Origin of the sequence: Anaerobutyricum hallii DSM 3353 (assembly GCF_000173975.1) — a bacterium.
In the GTDB taxonomy this organism is placed as follows: Bacteria; Bacillota; Clostridia; order Lachnospirales; family Lachnospiraceae; genus Anaerobutyricum; species Anaerobutyricum hallii.
Map to the genome: position 1 here is coordinate 48,024 of NZ_ACEP01000064.1, position 17,806 is coordinate 65,829.

Annotated in this window: 14 protein-coding genes and 2 pseudogenes; 13 read left to right on the plus strand and 3 right to left on the minus strand. The window is 40.3% G+C overall.

Annotated elements, in window-relative coordinates; genetic code table 11:
• Positions 1-6 precede the first annotated feature (6 nt).
• From rbfA to EUBHAL_RS05810, 5 genes are all read left to right on the plus strand, one after another.
• A complete protein-coding gene (gene rbfA / locus EUBHAL_RS05790) occupies positions 7-393 on the plus strand; it encodes a 30S ribosome-binding factor RbfA (RefSeq protein WP_005346315.1) in 387 nt (128 codons plus the stop codon).
• A complete protein-coding gene (locus tag EUBHAL_RS05795) occupies positions 390-1,427 on the plus strand; it encodes a DHH family phosphoesterase (protein WP_005346317.1) in 1,038 nt (345 codons plus the stop codon). The genes rbfA and EUBHAL_RS05795 overlap by 4 nt, the downstream gene beginning before the upstream one ends.
• The gene (truB, locus tag EUBHAL_RS05800) at positions 1,408-2,430 is read left to right on the plus strand and encodes a tRNA pseudouridine(55) synthase TruB (RefSeq protein WP_044922190.1); all 1,023 of its coding nucleotides are present in this window, start codon (positions 1,408-1,410) and stop codon (positions 2,428-2,430) included. The genes EUBHAL_RS05795 and truB overlap by 20 nt, the downstream gene beginning before the upstream one ends.
• A gap of 65 nt (positions 2,431-2,495) precedes the next feature.
• On the plus strand, positions 2,496-3,425 hold the full coding sequence (locus EUBHAL_RS05805; RefSeq protein WP_005346323.1) for a bifunctional riboflavin kinase/FAD synthetase: 930 nt from the start codon (positions 2,496-2,498) through the stop codon (positions 3,423-3,425).
• A gap of 434 nt (positions 3,426-3,859) precedes the next feature.
• Complete coding sequence (locus EUBHAL_RS05810) at positions 3,860-4,480, plus strand: cytidylate kinase-like family protein (protein ID WP_005346326.1); 621 nt, start codon at positions 3,860-3,862, stop codon at positions 4,478-4,480.
• Positions 4,481-4,735: 255 nt separating this feature from the next.
• Here the strand turns inward: EUBHAL_RS05810 and EUBHAL_RS05815 are convergent.
• Both EUBHAL_RS05815 and pduB read right to left on the minus strand, forming a co-directional pair.
• Positions 4,736-5,359 (minus strand): annotated as a pseudogene (locus EUBHAL_RS05815) (flavodoxin family protein); the annotation flags it as partial.
• A gap of 70 nt (positions 5,360-5,429) precedes the next feature.
• Entirely contained in the window at positions 5,430-6,206 is a 777-nt protein-coding gene (gene pduB / locus EUBHAL_RS05820; RefSeq protein ID WP_005346330.1) for a propanediol utilization microcompartment protein PduB, read from the minus strand.
• A gap of 198 nt (positions 6,207-6,404) precedes the next feature.
• On the opposite strand from pduB, the gene EUBHAL_RS05825 reads away from it, so the two are divergent.
• The 4 genes and pseudogenes from EUBHAL_RS05825 to EUBHAL_RS16765 form a co-directional block, all read left to right on the plus strand.
• Complete coding sequence (locus EUBHAL_RS05825) at positions 6,405-9,971, plus strand: pyruvate carboxylase (RefSeq protein ID WP_005346333.1); 3,567 nt, start codon at positions 6,405-6,407, stop codon at positions 9,969-9,971.
• A 15-nt stretch (positions 9,972-9,986) separates the two neighbouring features.
• Complete coding sequence (locus EUBHAL_RS05830) at positions 9,987-11,267, plus strand: M16 family metallopeptidase (RefSeq protein WP_005346335.1); 1,281 nt, start codon at positions 9,987-9,989, stop codon at positions 11,265-11,267.
• 79 nt (positions 11,268-11,346) lie between these two features.
• Entirely contained in the window at positions 11,347-12,723 is a 1,377-nt protein-coding gene (locus tag EUBHAL_RS05835; protein WP_005346337.1) for an aminopeptidase, read from the plus strand.
• Between the two features lie 96 nt (positions 12,724-12,819).
• Positions 12,820-12,915, plus strand: a pseudogene (locus tag EUBHAL_RS16765) (DUF6783 domain-containing protein); the annotation flags it as partial.
• Here EUBHAL_RS16765 and EUBHAL_RS16770 read toward each other — a convergent pair.
• Positions 12,877-13,035 carry a DUF6783 domain-containing protein gene (locus tag EUBHAL_RS16770; RefSeq protein ID WP_334290884.1) on the minus strand — a complete coding sequence of 53 codons (159 nt, stop codon included), beginning with the start codon at positions 13,033-13,035 and terminating at the stop codon, positions 12,877-12,879. The pseudogene EUBHAL_RS16765 and the gene EUBHAL_RS16770 sit on opposite strands and share 39 nt — an antisense overlap.
• Between EUBHAL_RS16770 and EUBHAL_RS05840 the strand changes: the two genes are divergently transcribed.
• The 4 genes from EUBHAL_RS05840 (at position 13,036) to EUBHAL_RS05855 (ending at position 17,738) form a co-directional block, all read left to right on the plus strand.
• On the plus strand, positions 13,036-13,377 hold the full coding sequence (locus tag EUBHAL_RS05840; protein ID WP_044922194.1) for an anti-sigma factor family protein: 342 nt from the start codon (positions 13,036-13,038) through the stop codon (positions 13,375-13,377).
• Between the two features lie 246 nt (positions 13,378-13,623).
• On the plus strand, positions 13,624-16,260 hold the full coding sequence (polA, locus tag EUBHAL_RS05845) for a DNA polymerase I (RefSeq protein WP_005346344.1): 2,637 nt from the start codon (positions 13,624-13,626) through the stop codon (positions 16,258-16,260).
• Positions 16,247-16,879, plus strand: a complete 633-nt coding sequence (gene coaE, locus EUBHAL_RS05850; protein WP_005346346.1) for a dephospho-CoA kinase — start codon at positions 16,247-16,249, stop codon at positions 16,877-16,879. The genes polA and coaE overlap by 14 nt, the downstream gene beginning before the upstream one ends.
• Before the next feature lie 67 nt (positions 16,880-16,946).
• A complete protein-coding gene (locus EUBHAL_RS05855) occupies positions 16,947-17,738 on the plus strand; it encodes an MBL fold metallo-hydrolase (RefSeq protein WP_005346350.1) in 792 nt (263 codons plus the stop codon).
• Positions 17,739-17,806: the final 68 nt, after the last annotated feature.

Consider the following 17,806-nt stretch of genomic DNA (forward strand, 5'->3'; position numbering starts at 1 on the left):
ACTGTTATGAGAAAGAACAGTGTAAAAAATACTCGAATTAATTCCGAGGTATTAAAAGAACTGAGCCGTATTATTTCCAGAGAAATCAAAGACCCAAGAATCGCTCCGATGACTTCTGTTGTGTCTGTGGAAGTAGCTCCGGATTTAAAGACCTGTAAAGCTTATATCAGCGTACTCGGTGATAAAGAGGCACAGGAATCTACTTTAGAAGGGCTCAGAAGTGCTCACGGTTATATCCGCCGTGAGTTAGCAAGAAGTATTAACTTAAGAAATACACCAGATGTCCGCTTTATTCTTGACCAGTCTATTGAATATGGCGTAAGTATGTCAAAGAAGATTGACGAGATTAATGCAGCAATGCATGAGAGAGAAAGAGAGGCATCGGAAGAATGAGTACAGACAAGAGAGAAAATGTGACATTTGCCGAAAGAAAAGAGGAGTTTGAGCGTCAGGTTCAGACTGCACAGACAATTGCCATATCCGGTCATATGAATCCGGACGGGGACTGCATTGGTTCCTGTCTCGGACTCTATACCTACATTGTGGAACAGTATCCAGAAAAAGAGGTAACATTATTTTTAGAACCGGTACAGGATAAATTCTCATTTTTAAAATATGCGGACCAGATTACACAGGAAAAAAAGATTGACGGACCGTATGACCTGTTTTTTTCTCTTGACTGTTCCGATACAGATCGTCTCCATGATTTCAAAGGTTATTTTGAAGAGGCAAAATACAAGATATGCGTAGACCACCATTTCACTAATGAGGGATTTGGTGACTTACGCTTTATCGTGCCGGACGCTTCTTCCACCTGCGAAGTATTGTTTGATATGTTTGACTGGGATAAGATTTCCCTTGAATGCGCGCAGGATCTTTACATGGGTATTGTTCATGATACCGGTGTATTCAAGCATACCAATACAACAAGAAAAACGATGGAGACCGCAGGTGCTTTACTTGAAAAAGGCATTCATTCTGAAGATATCATTGACCGGACATTTTACAAGAAGTCCTATGTGCAGAATCAGATTCTTGGCCGTGCATTAATGGAAAGTATCATTCTTTTGCATGGAAAGGTTATTTTTTCCATCGTTCGAAAGAGAGACTTTGACTTTTATGGAATCGACAGCAGCGATTTAGACGGAATTATTGACCAGCTTCGTGTGACAGATGGCATTGAATGTGCGATTCTCCTTTATGAGAAAGAAGATGGTAACTACAAAGTCAGTATGCGTTCTAACGATGCAGTCGATGTCAGTGCAATTGCCAAAATCTTTGGCGGCGGTGGGCATATCAAAGCTGCCGGCTGTACGGTACATGGCCAGCCAAGAGATATCGTAATGAATATCACCCATATGGTAGAGCATCAGTTAAATGAACAAGAAGAAAAGCAGGAATCAATTTATGATAAGCGGAATTCTTAATATTAAAAAAGAACCAGGTTTTACTTCCCATGATGTAGTGGCAAAGCTTCGCGGCATTGTACATCAGAAAAAAATCGGACATACCGGAACCCTTGATCCGGATGCGACCGGAGTACTTCCAGTGTGTCTTGGAAAGGCAACCAAGCTTTGTGACATTATCGGAGATTGGGATAAAACGTATGAAGCTGTTCTTTTGCTTGGAAGAGAAACCGATACCGAAGATACAAGCGGGCAGACATTAAAAGAACGAGAGGTAACGGTCACGGAAGAAGAGATAAGAGATATTATCCTTTCTTTCCAGGGAAGTTACGATCAGATTCCACCGATGTATTCCGCTAAAAAGGTAAACGGAAAGAAACTCTACGAACTTGCAAGACAGGGAATCGTTATTGAAAGAAAGCCATGTCCAGTCACCCTTTCTTCTATCATTATTAAAAAAATAGATTTGCCTTACGTCACCTTTGAAGTAACATGCTCAAAAGGAACCTATATCCGCAGCCTTTGTCGTGATATTGGAGAAAAAGCAGGATGCGGAGGCTGTATGGCAGGACTTGTCCGTACCAGAGTGTCTTCTTTTAAGATAGAGGATGGATTCACCCTTTCAGAAGTAGAAGCCATGCGCGATGCTGATACATTACTGGAACATATCGTACCAGTCGATGAAGTGTTTTTGCATCTGCCAGCTTTTTTTGTGAAAAAAGAAGGAGAAAAACTTCTCTATAATGGGAATCCGATTTCTCTTTCTTTGTGTGCTTTGGATGAAAATTCATCGATTAGTAACTGGCAACTATATGAGGACTTGTCATCTAATGAACAAATGAAAATGGAAGAAGCGGATACAGAGGATCTTGGTAAGAAAGAAAAGTCAGGCAAAGACGGAAAACAGTATAGCAGTTATACTGTTGGTAACAGATTCCGTGTTTATGACAATCAGAAAAACTTTATAGGAATTTATCAGCTTCAGGAAAAGAAGATGTTAAAACCTTATAAGTTGTTTTTGTAGGTCACTATAAGAATGATATAAAATACAAAATCCATACCGCAAGTTAGCGGTTTCGGAGGAAAAAAATGGAATATATAACAAGCTCAGACTTTCATTTCAAAGACACCGCAGTTGCACTTGGAAAGTTTGAAGGGATTCACCGGGGACACCAGCTTCTAATGGACGAAGTAAAAAAACAGGAGCTTCACGGACTGCGAAGCGTTGTATTTACCTTTGACCGTCCAACCAGACTGACCCTTACTGGTGATACAGAATATAAACAAATCTATACAAAAAAAGAACGCCGGGAAATTCTTGAAAAACGAGGAATCGACATATTGATTGAGCATCCTTTCACAAAAGAATTTGCTGCATTAACCCCTGACAGATTTATCAGGGAAGTCCTCGTAGAAAAAGTGGGGGCAAAAGTAATTGTTGTCGGAACAGACTTCCATTTCGGTAAGAACCGCTCCGGTAGTATTACAGACTTAGAAAAGCTAGAAGAAGAATGCGGATATCACCTTATTGTAGTCGAAAAGTTACAATTAAATGGAAAGGATATTAGCAGTACCAGAATTCGTGCTTCTCTTGAAAAAGGAGCAATGGAAGAAGCCAAAGCTCTCTTAGGCAGAAACTACAGTGTTTCTGGGGAAATCCTTCACGGAAATGCACTTGGACGAACCATACAGGTGCCAACCATTAACCAGCAAGTTCCGTCCTTTAAACTACTGCCGCCAAATGGTGTGTATGTTTCTAAAATCCACTGGAAAGACGAAGTTTACTACGGCATTACCAACATCGGAACCAAGCCAACTGTCAACAATACCAGCGAAAAAACAGTCGAGACCAATATCTTTGATTTCAATAAAGATGTTTATGGCGAAGAAATGGTCGTAGAACTTCTGCATTATCACAGAAAAGAAACTCGTTTTTCTTCTGTAGAGGCATTGCAGGCACAGCTTTTTCAGGATATTGAATTTGGAAAGCAGTATGTTACTAATGTGCTGTCTCATTGATATATGTGATTTGAAGGACTATTGTAACAAATTATTCTTTAAGATCAATTATTAAAAAACAAAAAGATCAAAGATAAGTTTCTATATCCGCTTAGGGATGAGTAAAGACATATCTTTGGTCTTTTTTGTCCACTTCCAGCAAGAAGAGTTCTATCTAGAACATTTTTCAAATACGCTCTAAGGTAGAAAAATGAATGGTGTCCGTTACTGATTTTTTATTCGCCTCTTTTAAATCCCATTTTGGCTAAGGTAGGGGATGAATTGTGTCTGTTGTCCATTGGATTTGACAGCTTATAATCCATAAAATAAATAAATTTCACAATAAAATCAAAATATTTTTGTGGAAATTGTCTGAAAACTAGTGTATAATAAAACTAAATGCAAAAGCAAAGGCTTATGCATATCCTGAAAAGAATGACAAAAGGAGTGGTCTTATGAACACAATAATCACAATCGGAAGACAGTACGGAAGCGGCGGAAAAGAAATCGGTAAGAAGCTTGCTGAATATTATAACATACCATTTTATGATAAAGAACTTTTAAAAGTGGCAGCCAAAGAAAGCGGTATCTGCGAGGAGATGTTTGAAAACTTCGATGAGAAACCAACCACAAGTTTTCTCTACTCCCTCGTAATGGATCCATACGCATTAGGCTATAATGCAGCCTCCTTTGATATGCCTCTCAACCAGAAGGTATTCCTTGCCTCCTTTGATGCCATCAAAAAGGTAGCAGATGAAGGTCCATGTATTATCGTAGGCCGCTGTGCAGACTATGCATTAAAAGACTATGACAATAAGCTGAATGTATTCATCCACGCACCAATGGCTTTCAAAAAGTCCCGTATCCAGGAACAGTATGAGGTTCCAGAAGCCAAAGTCAAAGACGTAGCTATCAAGACAGATAAGCAGCGTGCAAGCTACTATAATTACTACACTTCTAAGAAGTGGGGAGACTTGAAGAGTTATGATCTTTGCATTGATAGTAGTATCTTAGGTATTGATGGAACGGTGGAACTGATTAAACAGGCTGTAGCATTAAAAGAGAAGAATTTATAAAGAGACGAAATAAGTCACGTTAGTTTATCGTAAGCTGACGAAAATGGTATGCTCCCTTTCAGATAAACAGTTTTATTTTTTTCAACTGTCTACCTAAAAGGGAGCATACCATTTTATTCCCTGAGGGCGTCTCTTCTGCTTGAGGCAGCCCAGAATCTAATCCTCCTCCTGATATGCTTTATTCACCTTATTATAAGAGATAAAATAAGGAGCAAAATTCTTCTCTTCTGCTTCCTCTTTCACCGGTGCACATTCCCGAATAAAATTTGTCCGAGTCTTCGGTTCCGCCGCCGGAGTCAAAATTCCATGCGCCTTTCCTGCATCAATAGATTTAAGCATCCACGCCATATTTCGTCCCAGAGTACGCATGACCATAAGCCCTTCTAAATCCTGCTCCACCTCTTCAGGAGTATTGCCATGAACCATATTCCAATAAGCAGAAGGAACAAGTGGCATATTGTTCATCATAAAATATTTATTCAGCTGTTCTAAAGCGGCAGTAGAACCGGCACGACGGCAGCTTACGATAGCAGCTCCCGGTTTGTAGGCAAACCCACCGGTAGAGTAAAACATACGGTCAAGGAAAGAAGTGATTCCACCGCTTGCTCCGGCGTAATGTACAGGGGAGCCAACGATTAGTCCATCACATTCTTTCATTTTTTTGATGACTACGTTAACAGCATCTTCACCAAAGATACATCTTCCAAGCTTGTTCTTACGGCACATACCACAGCCCATGCAGCCTCGGATCGCTTTAGTGCCGATATGGAAAATTTCTGTTTCAATGCCTTCCTGCTGAAGTGTCTTTTCTACTTCAGAGAGTGCGCGGAAAGTACATCCATTTGGATGTGGACTTCCATTTAAAAGTAATACTTTCATAAATAATCCCAACCCTTTCTATGAATTTTGTTGCATATCTGTAAAGCCATTATAAAATAATAGCTATATTCTATTCTTCCTTTGGTTTTAAACAGGATGTCGGTGTATAACTTTCCTTCACATAATCTGTTCCACAGACTTCATGAACTTTCGTGATAGAAATTGGTGTGATACCGCACACACGAAGCAGTTCACAACCGACTTCCTTACCCGCTTCCAATGCCTTCTGAACAGCAGAAACATCGCCGGAAATACCAGCAGAAAATTCATTCATCATCGTAAGATTATGGGATGGGGAGCCATACCAGACGATATCTACAGGTGCGGCTTTCATGCACTGGTCAACGGCAACAATGCCGATTCCTGCTGGGGCAGCACCGATAACGCCAAATGCCTTGCCAAGTGGTGTACCAAATATCTGATGTAAAATCTCTCCGGCACGTGGAGTGACGTGAGATTCCATATGCCCCACTTCGTTCACATAGATGCAGGCAGCCCAGTAATCAATCTGCTCTAACGCAATCTCAACAAGCCTTCTGGCATCGGAAATGTTCTCTGCACCGAGGACGAAGAGGCATCCCTGTCCACACTGCTTACCAGCATCAATTGCCATCTCAAAACGGAGCAGCTTTGCATTTACTGCTTTTACTGCGTCATCAATCGCAATCGCCTGTGCGACAGTTCCGGTTCGGGAAGATACAATACTGATGGCCTGATATTCATCGGGAATCTCAAGAAGTTCCTTGATATCTTCATGAATCGTTCCAATAACAAGACCGATAGTATTTGCCGCAGCGGTACCGACGAACTGGGTCGCTTCTGACTGCAAAAAATTATTCACATCCATTGTTATCCTCCTCCTAAATCTCTAAATAGTATAGCATGGGTTAGAAAAAATGTATATATAATGCCAGAAAATCACCTTGTTTTTGTAAAAATATACAGGTATACTAAATAATAAGGTTTTGAATACGGGGGATTTTTATTTGTTTTGAAACTTGTATAACTTCTGAGTGAAAAATATTGCAGTTTTGGAGGATGGGTTATGATTATGGAAGTAAAGAAGTTCAAAAAAGTGCTTGTCGCAAACAGAGGAGAGATTGCGATTCGTGTATTTCGGGCATTGAGTGAGTTAGGGATTGGCTCAGTAGCTGTTTATTCTAAAGAGGACAGGTATGCACTTTTTCGTACAAAAGCAGATGAGGCATATCCGTTAAATCCAGATAAAGGGCCAGTGGATGCATATTTAGACATTCCTACAATTATCCGGATTGCGAAGGAGAAAAAGGTGGATGCGATTCATCCCGGATACGGATTTTTATCGGAGAATCCGGAGTTTGCCGAAGCCTGCCGGAAAAATGATATTGTATTTATCGGACCGAATGTAGAGGCAATGAACATTATGGGGGATAAGATTTCTGCAAAAAGAGCGGCAGAGGAGAGTAAGGTTCCAATTATTGACGGCAGTGATTTTATTATTCATGATGTGGATACGGCAATGAAAATCGCGGATGAGATTGGCTATCCTGTTATGTTAAAGGCGAGTAATGGCGGTGGTGGCAGAGGAATGCGCATTGTACAAAGTCAGGAGGAGATGGAAGAAGCATTTGAAAAGTCACGGAATGAATCCAAACGAGTTTTTGGAGAGGCGAAGCTTTTTATAGAAAAGTATCTCATTCATCCAAAGCATATCGAAGTGCAGATTCTTGGCGATAATTATGGAAATATCGTCCATCTTTATGACAGAGACTGTTCCTTGCAGCGAAGAAACCAGAAGGTCATTGAGTTTGCACCAGCATGGTCGATTTCGGAAGAGACGAGAAAGAAGATTTTGGATTCGGCAAAAAGACTTGCCAGAAGAGTCGGATATACGAATGCTGGAACGATGGAATTTTTGGTAGATGAGGAGGAGCATCCATATTTTATTGAAATGAATCCACGTATTCAGGTAGAACATACCGTGACAGAAATGGTGACGGGAATTGATATTGTGATCTGTCAGATTTTAATTGCAGAAGGGTATCCGTTAAATTCCCCAACGATTCACATTTATTCACAAAATGAAATCAAATGTACTGGCTACGCCCTGCAGGCAAGAGTAACAACAGAAGACCCGGCAAATCATTTCCTGCCAGATACGGGAAAGATTGATTTATATCGTTCTGGTTCGGGTGGTGGAATCCGTCTGGATGGAGGAACGGCTTATACGGGAGCTGTCATTACACCACACTATGACAGCTTACTTGTAAAAGTCATTTCCCATGACCGTACTTTTGAGAATGCGATTCACAAGTCTGTGCGTGCATTAAAAGAACTGAGGATTCACGGAGTAAAGACCAATATTACATTTTTGATTAACGTATTAAATCATGAAACATTTCATAAAGGAAAGTGCTTTACTACTTTTATAGAAGAGACACCGGAACTGTTTGAACTGCATTACAAGTTAGACCGAACAACAAAAATATTGGAATTTCTTGCCAATAAGATGGTGAATGTCAATCCAGGACCAAAGCCGTTTCTTGAGAATAGAAAGGTTCCTGTTATTGATACGGAACGGAAACTGTTTGGAACAAGAGATGAATTTTTAAGACTTGGGGCAAAGGAATTTACCCAAAAGGTGTATCGAAGTGACAAACTTTATGTCACCGATACGACAATGCGTGACGGACAGCAGTCTCTTCTTGCAACAAGAATGCGTACAAAAGAAGTGGCAGGAGCGGCAAGAGCAACGAACCTGTATTTAAAGGATGCTTATTCTATCGAAGCGTGGGGCGGTGCAACTTACGATACAGAATACCGTTTCTTAAAGGAATCCCCATGGAAACGACTGGATATTTTAAGAGAACGTATGCCAAATGTGATGATTCAGATGCTGCTTCGTGCTTCCAATGTTGTCGGCTACAGCACCTATCCGGACAATGTTATCAAAAAGTTTATCAAGGTATCCAGTGACCACGGCGTAGATATTTACCGTATTTTTGACAGCATGAACTGGATAGAAAATATGAAACTTCCGGTAGAAGAAGCGTTAAAGACTGGCAAGGTAGTCGAGGGGGCTATCTGTTATACGGGAGATATTTTAAATCCAAAAGAAACAAAATACACAATTGATTATTACTGTAAAAAGGCAAGACAGTTAGAGAGAATGGGCTGTCACGTTATTGCGTTAAAAGATATGTCTTCCCTGCTAAAACCGTATGCAGCAAAAGAATTAATTACCGCATTAAAGGAAGAAGTCCGTGTGCCGATTCATTTACACACACACGATACAACGGGAAATGGAATCGCAACCTATCTGATGGCAGCAGAAGCCGGAGCTGATATTGTAGACTGTGCGATTGGTTCAATGAGTTCCCTTACGAGCCAGCCGTCCATGAATGCGTTGGTGGAGGCATTAAGGGGAACGAAGCGGGATACCGGAATTGACCCGGATGGTCTCCTTGTTTTAAATGAATATTATGAGCATGAACGAAAGGTTTACAAGCCATTTGAGAGTGATATGGACTCTCCAAATCCGGAAATTTATAAATACGAGATTCCGGGAGGTCAGTATTCTAACTTTGCTGCACAGGTCAAAGAAATGGGTGCAGGTAATGATTTTAATGATATTAAGCGTCTTTATAAAGAAGCAGATGAGGTGCTTGGCAACATCATTAAAGTAACCCCGACTTCAAAAGTTGTAGGAGATATGGCAATTTTTATGTTGAAAAATGATCTGACAAAAGATAATATTTTAGAGAAAGGAAAAGACTTGTCTTATCCAGATTCTATTGTACAATATTTTAAGGGTGCATTAGGACAGCCAGAAGGTGGTTTTCCGGAAAAATTACAGCGTATTGTATTAAAAGGACAGGAACCGATAACGGTGCGTCCGGGAAGTTTACTTCCCGATGTAGATTTTGAGGCAATCGGCAGGCATCTTCGCGAAAACTATTACATGGAATCGATGGAACAGCCGGAAGTCATGGAGCAGAAAGTGCTAAGTTATGCCCTTTATCCGAAGGTATATGAGGACTATTGTGAGCATTTCCAGGCATATAATGATGTATCGAAGTTAGAAAGTCATGTGTATTTCTATGGGCTTCGTCCAGGTGAAGAGACAACTATCCAGATTGAGGAAGGCAATGATACATTAATTAAGTTTGTCGGTAAGTCAGAACCCGATGAGAAAGGATACCGCATTTTACAGTTTGAAGTAAATGGATTCCTTCGGGAGGTAAAGATTCTTGACAAGCATTTTGAAGTGAAGGCGGACCGCAGATTAAAGACAGATCCGAAAAATCCTGGTCATCTTGGAGCAACTTTACCGGGAACAATCTGTGATATCCGAATCAAAGAAGGTGACCGTGTAACGAAAAATATGCCACTCATGGTTATTGAGGCGATGAAGATGGAGACAACTGTCATTTCCAAAGTAAATGGTACCGTTGATAAAATCTATGTCAAAGATGGAGAAGAAGTTAACGAAGATACGCTTCTTGTATCGTTTATTATCGATATGGAAGAACAGCCAGAAGAAGTCCATCCGGAACTGCCAGAAATGGACTTTACAACCTTAGAAAAGAACGAATTCAAAACGGTCGATGTGACCGAAGAAGAAAATAAATGAAATTTGGAGGTGTTGATGGAACGAGAACATATTACTCCGCAGGGAGTATCTGTATTTCACGACAAAAATGAAAATATTCATAGCTTCTGCCTGTGCCTTTATGTGCGGGCAGGTTCGCTGTTTGAGACAAAGGAGAATAACGGAATTTCTCATTTTTTCGAGCATATTGTATTTAAAAACATTCATTATCAGATGGGAGAGAATCTGTACCAGACTTTAGACCGGTGCGGGCTTGATTTTAATGCTTCCACTTATGAAGAATTTATTCAGTTTATTATCACGGGAGCACCGGCACATTTTGAGGAGGCAGCGGAGATTCTGACCGGGATTTTTGAACCGATTACTCTTCCGGAAGAAGTGATTGATACAGAAAGAAAGCGCATCAAGGCAGAAATCCGTGAGGAAGATGAGGAAAGCAGCCTTGGTTATTTTACAAAAAAGATTGCGTGGAAAAATACTTCATTAGAGCGGACAATTACCGGAAAGAAAAAAACATTAGATAAAATAAAAGGGAAACAGCTTCGTAAATTTCAAAAAGAAGTACTTTCTTCCAATAACATTTTCTTTTATATAAGCGGCAATTATCCAGAAACAGCAGTTGTAACTGTAACAAAGCTTATGGAAAATTACCCACTTACTGTAATGAAAAAAGAACGGAAGAATCTCGCTCCGGTTCCGAAACGCTTTTTTGCAAGAAAGCCAAAAGTGTATGTGAAAAACAGTAAGAAAACGTGTGTCTGCTTTTCAGTAGACATTAATGCGTCAAATTATACATTAGCAGAGAAAAATCTGCTGTTTGATATTTTATTTGAGGGTGAGTTCTGTAAGATTCATCAGGAACTTTCAGAGAAAAAGGGCTATGTATATAGCTATGACCCATGTTTCCAGCATTATAATAATATCGGGCAGATGACACTCACTTATGAAGTGTTGCCAAAGCATCTTTATGATTCTGTGGAGACGGTTGTAGAAGTGTTGAAGTCCATGAAAGAGGGCATAACAGATGAACTTTCCTATGTTCTTCCTCATTATGTAGATAATGCGGGGTTCCTTTTAGATGATACGGAGGAATTTAACTGGGTGAGAGCTTATGAAGGACATATTCTTGACGTATACTATAAAGACATTGAGGAGCGAACGGAATCTTATCGCCGGGTTACAACAGAGCGGATGACAGAGATTTGCAGGGAAGTATTCAGGCAGAGTAATATCTTGCTGACAGTAAAGGGTAAGAAAAAAAAGGTGGATACTGAGCGGCTCGCAGAAATTCTTTGTGATGCGCTGTCTTGCAGATGAACGAGTTTTTAGACACGCACCGGATTGACCCGGAACGCTTCTTGGGATATAATAAAATCGTTTATGGAGGTGTAATGTTATGAGAGAAAATTCATGGCTTAGTTATACAGAAGAGGACGATAAGAATGTAGAAGTTCTCGCGCAAGAGTATAAAGAATTTTTAAGTAAATGTAAGACAGAACGTGAGTGTACGCAGTATTTTATCAAAGAAGCGGAAAGTCACGGCTATCAGGATCTTAATAAACTGATTGCACAGGGAACCCGCTTAAAAGCAGGAGATAAAGTATATGGTGTCGGCATGGGTAAGACAATTGCTCTTTTCCAGATTGGAAAGCAGCCGCTTACCGAAGGAATGAATATCCTGTGCGCCCACATTGATTCTCCACGTCTTGACTTAAAGCAGAATCCATTATATGAAGATACCGAATTATCTTTTATGGATACGCATTATTATGGTGGAATTAAGAAGTATCAGTGGGTTGCACTTCCGCTTGCACTTCATGGTGTTGTGGCAAAGAAGGATGGAACGGTAGTGAATGTAAATATTGGTGAAGATCCTGCTGACCCAGTTGTTTATGTAACAGATTTGTTGATTCATTTAGCTGGAAAGCAGATGGAAAAGAAAGGCTCCGTTGTTGTGGAAGGTGAAAATCTGGATATCCTTGTCGGAAGCCGTCCTCTTGCAGGAGAAGAAAAAGATGCAGTGAAAGCGAATATTTTACGTCTTTTGAAAGAGAAATACCAGATGGAAGAGGAAGACTTCCTCTCCGCAGAAATCGAAGTGGTACCAGCAGGTCCAGCAAGAGACTGTGGACTTGACCGCAGCATGATCGCCGGTTATGGGCATGATGACAGAGTATGTGCTTACCCATCTTTTGCAGCCATGATGGAGGCAGGGCATGTGGATAGAACTTCCTGCTGTCTTTTAGTAGACAAAGAAGAAATCGGAAGTGTCGGAGCAACAGGTATGCAGTCCATGTTCTTTGAGAATACCGTTGCAGAGATTCTTGCTCTGATGGGACAGGATTCCAACTTAGCAGTAAGAAGAACCCTTGCCCGTTCCAGAATGCTTTCTTCCGATGTAAGTGCTGCTTACGACCCTGCTTATGCAGAAGCTTTTGAGAAGAAAAACTGTGCGTACTTTGGAAAAGGAATGGTTATTAATAAATATACCGGAGCAAGAGGTAAGTCCGGCTCTAACGATGCGAACGCAGAATATCTTGCAAGACTTCGACGTATTTTTGATGATAACAAGGTTGCGTTCCAGACCGCGGAACTTGGAAAGGTAGATTATGGCGGAGGTGGAACCATCGCTTATATCGCTGCCCTTTACGGCATGGAAGTTGTAGACAGCGGCGTGGCAGTATTGAGTATGCATGCTCCGTGGGAGATTATCAGCAAATCTGATTTATATGAGGCGAAAAAGGGATATGTTGCATTCCTGAAAAATGCATAACAGAATCAAAGACAAGAATAAAATTTGTATGCCGGCACATTGAAGTTTCAGGATAAATCCATTTCCTTCAACTTCTTTCAACGTGCTAGAGCGTGTTTGAAAAACCATTCCAGCAATTTGCACACCTCAATTTACGGTATATTTTGCCTTCATTCAGTTGCCGTAGCCCGCTACGCCGCCCTCATTCAGGCGAAATCTCCCGCAAATTGTGATGCACATCTTGCAGAAAGCATTTTTCAAACACGCTCTGGGATACAAATATACCCTAAGTAATGTCTTAATAATTATAAAATATTGAAACTGGAGAAACATATGAATTGTCAGAACGCACAGTCCATGGTACTGAATTTTATTAATAATAAGTTAGATAAAGAAGAGACAAAGGCTTTTATCGAGCATGTCCGAGATTGTAAAGATTGCTGGGAAGAATTAGAAATCTATTATGTGATGCTTGTTGGATTAAAGCAGCTCGATGAAGGAGAAGAACTGGCTGCGGATTTTAGGAAGAAGCTTCAGAATGAAGTAGAAAGTCGTTATGTAGAGATTGAAAGAGAAGCAAAGCGTAAACATATAGCGAAAATCATAACAATTCTTGTCACGGCGGCGATTTTAATATGGATGTTTGCGTATCTGATTTCTGCAATGTTGCTGTGATGTTTTATCCATTGCATTGTATCATTAGGGAAAAGAAATAAGAATGATACGATACATCAGCCTGCACTGAAGAAAGAAATGTCTGTATTCAGTTGTGGGCTGTTGTATTATTTTGCTGAATAATTATAAAGAAATTGAAAAATATGTTTATGTTATAATTGTTAAATTATGTATTTTCAGAACTTTTCAGCATTTGATTGTGTGATAAAATTCCGAGAGTACATAAATAAAGTTTAGGAGGAAAGAATGGCAGATAAAATTATGCTGTTGGACGGACACAGCCTGTTAAACCGGGCATTTTATGGGCTGCCGGATTTGACGAATGCCGAGGGAAAGCATACGAATGCGGTTCTTGGCTTTTTAAATATCATGCTTCGCTATGTCGAAGAGGAGAAGCCAACGCATCTTCTTGTGGCATTTGACCGGAAAGAACCGACCTTCCGTCATATAAAATATAAAGAATATAAAGGGACGAGAAAGCCAATGCCAGCGGAATTACATGAGCAGGTTCCGTTGATGAAGGAAGTTTTAAAGACAATGGAAATCCCGATTATCACGCAGGCAGGCATTGAGGCAGATGATATTTTGGGAACAATCGGAAAAGAAGCCGAGGAAGCTGGATTTGATGTGGCTATTGTATCTGGAGACCGGGATTTATTACAGCTTGCGACAAAAAAAGTAAAAATTAAGATTCCAAAGACCAAGGCCTCTGGTACGGTAACAGAGGACTATTATGAGGAAGATGTCCGCGAACTTTACGGCGTGAGCCCAACAGAATTTATTGATATGAAGGGGCTTATGGGCGATACTTCCGACAATATTCCAGGAGTTCCTGGTATCGGGGAAAAGACAGCCGCAAAGATTATTAAAGAGTACCATTCCATTGAGAATGCCCATGAGCATATCGAAGAAATCAAGCCTGCCCGCGCAAAAAATAATCTGCAGGAATACTATGAGCAGGCAATTATGAGCAAAGATCTTGCGACAATTAAAAAAGACTGCGATATTTCTTATGATTTTAAAGATGCAAAGATTGGAACACTTTTTACAAAGGATGCATACCAGTTATTTAAAGAGTTGGAATTAAAGAGCCTTTTTAAATATTTTGGGGAGGACGAAAAGGAAGAAGAGACTTTAGAAGTTGTAAGTACTTTTGACCTGGGCGAAATAGAGAATGCATTTACTTCTATTAAAGAAGAGGGACAGGCAGCGCTTGGAATTATCGGTGTGAGTGGAAATTGTAAGGGGCTTTCTCTTACATGGAGGGATAATACAGTACTTGCCTTAGTGGGCGGCTTTGTGACAGAGGACTATTTAAAAGAAAAGATTACAGAGCTTTTAAAAGAAGGAACAGAGCTGATTGTCCTTGATTATAAAGCACTGTTACATTTTTCAGAAGAAGTGCGAGAGTATGAAAGCCAGATTCAGGATGTAGGTATACAGGCATATTTGTTAAATCCATTACAGTCTGCGTATGACTATGAGGACATTGCAAGAGATTACCTTCGTCAGATGCTTCCGTCAAGAAAGGAAGTCTGCGGGAAAAAAGCGTTAGAAGAAGTCTTTTCACAGGAAGAAGAGAAGACAGTGCAGATGGCAGCCTATCTTTCCTATGTGCCATTCCATGCTTATCCACTTGTACTTGAAAAGTTGAGAGAAGCCGAAATGGAAGAACTCTATCTTACGATTGAGCGTCCAACGGTTGCCACGCTTTACGATATGGAAAAGTACGGAATCACAGTAGAAAAGGATGCCTTAAAAGAATATGGCGACCAGCTTGTAGGACGTATTGAAGAGCTGGAAAAAAATATTTATGAGCAGGCAGGCAAGACATTTAATATCAATTCACCAAAACAGCTTGGTGTCATCTTATTTGAAGATTTAAAGATGCCGTTTGCGAAAAAGACAAAAACAGGCTACTCCACGAGTGCGGATATTTTAGAGAAGCTGGCACCAGATTATCCGATTGTTTCTAACATTTTAGAATATCGTCAGCTTACAAAATTAAAGTCTACCTATGCGGATGGTCTGGCAGCCTTTATTCAGGAGGATGGAAAGATTCACAGTATTTTTCATCAGAAAGTAACGGCAACGGGAAGATTATCAAGTTCTGATCCAAACTTACAGAATATCCCGATTCGTATGCCACTTGGCAGGGCGATTCGAAAAGTATTTGTGCCAGATTCAGGTTATGTATTTGTCAGTGCAGATTACTCTCAGATCGAGCTTCGTGTGCTTGCACATATGGCAGGAGATGAACACCTGATTGATGCGTACCGACATGGAGAAGACATTCACCGTATGACTGCATCTCAGGTATTTGGTGTACCATTTGAAGAAGTCACTCCGCTGCTTAGAAGAAGTGCAAAGGCAGTAAACTTTGGTATTGTTTACGGTATCAGTGCGTTTGGTTTAAGTCAGGATTTAAAGATTTCGAGAAAAGAAGCGAGCGAATATATTGATAAATATTTTGCAACATATCCGGGAATTAAGACGTATCTTGACGGCAATGTAGCATTTGCCAAAAAGGAAGGCTATGTTAAGACGTTATATGGCCGTGTCCGTCCAATTCCAGAACTTTCTTCGAGTAACTTTATGCAGAGAAGTTTTGGCGAACGTGTGGCGATGAATTCTTCCATTCAGGGAACGGCTGCGGATATTATTAAGATCGCGATGATTCGTGTGAGTAAACGTCTGCAGGAAGAAAAGCTTGCTTCAAGACTTATTTTACAGATTCACGATGAACTTTTAATCGAGACAAAAGAGGATGAAGTAGAAGAAGTACGCAAGATATTAAAAGAAGAAATGATGGGAGCGGCAGACCTTAAAGTTCCGCTGTCTATTGATATTGAAGAAGGAAAGACCTGGTATGAAGCAAAATAAAGAGCAAAATAATATGAAAGTTGTCGGGATTACTGGCGGAGTTGGTTCCGGAAAAAGTGTGGTCATGAACATTTTAAAAGAAAAATACGGTGCGGAAGTGATTCTTGCCGATTTAGTGGCACATGATTTAATGGAGCCAGGCCAGCAGAATTATTTAGACATCGTGGAGGCATTTGGTGAGGGAATCCTTGCCCAAGATAAAACGATTGACCGGCCGGCATTGGCAAAAGTTGTTTTTGGAAATCAGGAACGACTCGCCCGTTTAAATGCGATTACACATCCGAATGTAAAAAAAGAGATTTTCCATCGGATCGATGGGATAAAGGAAAAAGGAGAGGCTTCTTTCATTGCGGTGGAGGCGGCTCTCCTTTTAGAAGAAGGCTATCAGAATGATTTTGATATGATGTGGTATGTCTATGTAGATGAGGCAACTCGTATTGAGCGTCTAAAAGAAGGCCGGGGATATACCGAAGAAAAGTGCCGTGAAATTATGGCAAAACAGCTTCCAGAAGAAGTATTTCGGAAGGAATGTTCCACAGTAATTGATAACCATTTAGGAATCTCTGAAACGGAAAATCAGATAAAAACGGCAGTAGAGAGCCTGCTTTCTCTTTACTAACTCTTTACTAATAAGATAATTTAGTATATAATGGTTGGTAAATTTGAGCCAAAAGGATGGTAAATAGATGAATTTAGCGAGCATCGCCAGCGGTAGCAGCGGTAATTGTATATATGTAGGTAATGAAAAGTCCCATTTTCTTATTGATGCGGGAATCAGCAGAAAGAGAATTGTGGAGGGACTGACACAGATGGAAGTAGCACCGGAAACCATTCAGGGAATCTTCGTGACACATGAACATATGGATCATATCAGTGGTCTTGGCGTGTTTCTTAGAAAGTATCCCGTTCCGGTATTTGCTACAGCAAAAACCATTGATGAGATTTTAAGTACATCCTCTCTTGGAAAGGTCGATAAAAATCTTTTTGAGAGTATCACACCGGACAATCCGATTTACATGGATGGAATTAAAATAGAAGCATCCCGTATTCTTCACGATGCGGCAGACCCGGTCTGTTATACGGTAAGTGATACGGAATCAAAAGTCGGAGTAGCAACCGATTTTGGAACATATGATGAATATCTTGTAGAGAAGTTACAGGGCTGTGAGTCCTTACTGGTTGAGTCCAATCATGACTTAAACATGCTTATGGTTGGCCCGTATCCATATCCTCTCAAGAAGCGAATTATGGGGAATAAAGGGCATCTTTCAAACGAGAGAGCCGGACAGTTTTTGTCAAAAGTAATTGGAGAAGAGTGTAAACATATTTTTCTGGGGCATCTTAGTAAAGAGAATAACTATGGTGAACTGGCCTATGAGACGGTAAAGGTGGAGCTTTTATTACATAATATTGATCTTGATAAAGCGAACTTTACTTTGCAGGTAGCGAGCAGAACCGCACCTACTTGTATAATCTAGGGAAAAAAGAAAAAGAACTTGAGCAGTTAAATCGTAATTATATCTAGTAATTGCTTTGTATAATTACC

What these genes read in the sequence shown, in the direction of transcription:
- truB (WP_044922190.1), top strand. Translation starts at nt 1,408, where the DNA reads ATGATAAGCGGAATTCTTAATATTAAAAAAGAACCAGGTTTTACTTCC.
- EUBHAL_RS16770 (WP_334290884.1), bottom strand. Translation starts at nt 13,035, where the DNA reads ATGTTTCTCCAGTTTCAATATTTTATAATTATTAAGACATTACTTAGG.
- EUBHAL_RS05825 (WP_005346333.1), top strand. Translation starts at nt 6,405, where the DNA reads ATGATTATGGAAGTAAAGAAGTTCAAAAAAGTGCTTGTCGCAAACAGA.
- EUBHAL_RS05830 (WP_005346335.1), top strand. Translation starts at nt 9,987, where the DNA reads ATGGAACGAGAACATATTACTCCGCAGGGAGTATCTGTATTTCACGAC.
- EUBHAL_RS05855 (WP_005346350.1), top strand. Translation starts at nt 16,947, where the DNA reads ATGAATTTAGCGAGCATCGCCAGCGGTAGCAGCGGTAATTGTATATAT.
- polA (WP_005346344.1), top strand. Translation starts at nt 13,624, where the DNA reads ATGGCAGATAAAATTATGCTGTTGGACGGACACAGCCTGTTAAACCGG.
- coaE (WP_005346346.1), top strand. Translation starts at nt 16,247, where the DNA reads ATGAAGCAAAATAAAGAGCAAAATAATATGAAAGTTGTCGGGATTACT.
- EUBHAL_RS05805 (WP_005346323.1), top strand. Translation starts at nt 2,496, where the DNA reads ATGGAATATATAACAAGCTCAGACTTTCATTTCAAAGACACCGCAGTT.
- EUBHAL_RS05795 (WP_005346317.1), top strand. Translation starts at nt 390, where the DNA reads ATGAGTACAGACAAGAGAGAAAATGTGACATTTGCCGAAAGAAAAGAG.
- EUBHAL_RS05810 (WP_005346326.1), top strand. Translation starts at nt 3,860, where the DNA reads ATGAACACAATAATCACAATCGGAAGACAGTACGGAAGCGGCGGAAAA.
- pduB (WP_005346330.1), bottom strand. Translation starts at nt 6,206, where the DNA reads ATGGATGTGAATAATTTTTTGCAGTCAGAAGCGACCCAGTTCGTCGGT.
- rbfA (WP_005346315.1), top strand. Translation starts at nt 7, where the DNA reads ATGAGAAAGAACAGTGTAAAAAATACTCGAATTAATTCCGAGGTATTA.
- EUBHAL_RS05835 (WP_005346337.1), top strand. Translation starts at nt 11,347, where the DNA reads ATGAGAGAAAATTCATGGCTTAGTTATACAGAAGAGGACGATAAGAAT.
- EUBHAL_RS05840 (WP_044922194.1), top strand. Translation starts at nt 13,036, where the DNA reads ATGAATTGTCAGAACGCACAGTCCATGGTACTGAATTTTATTAATAAT.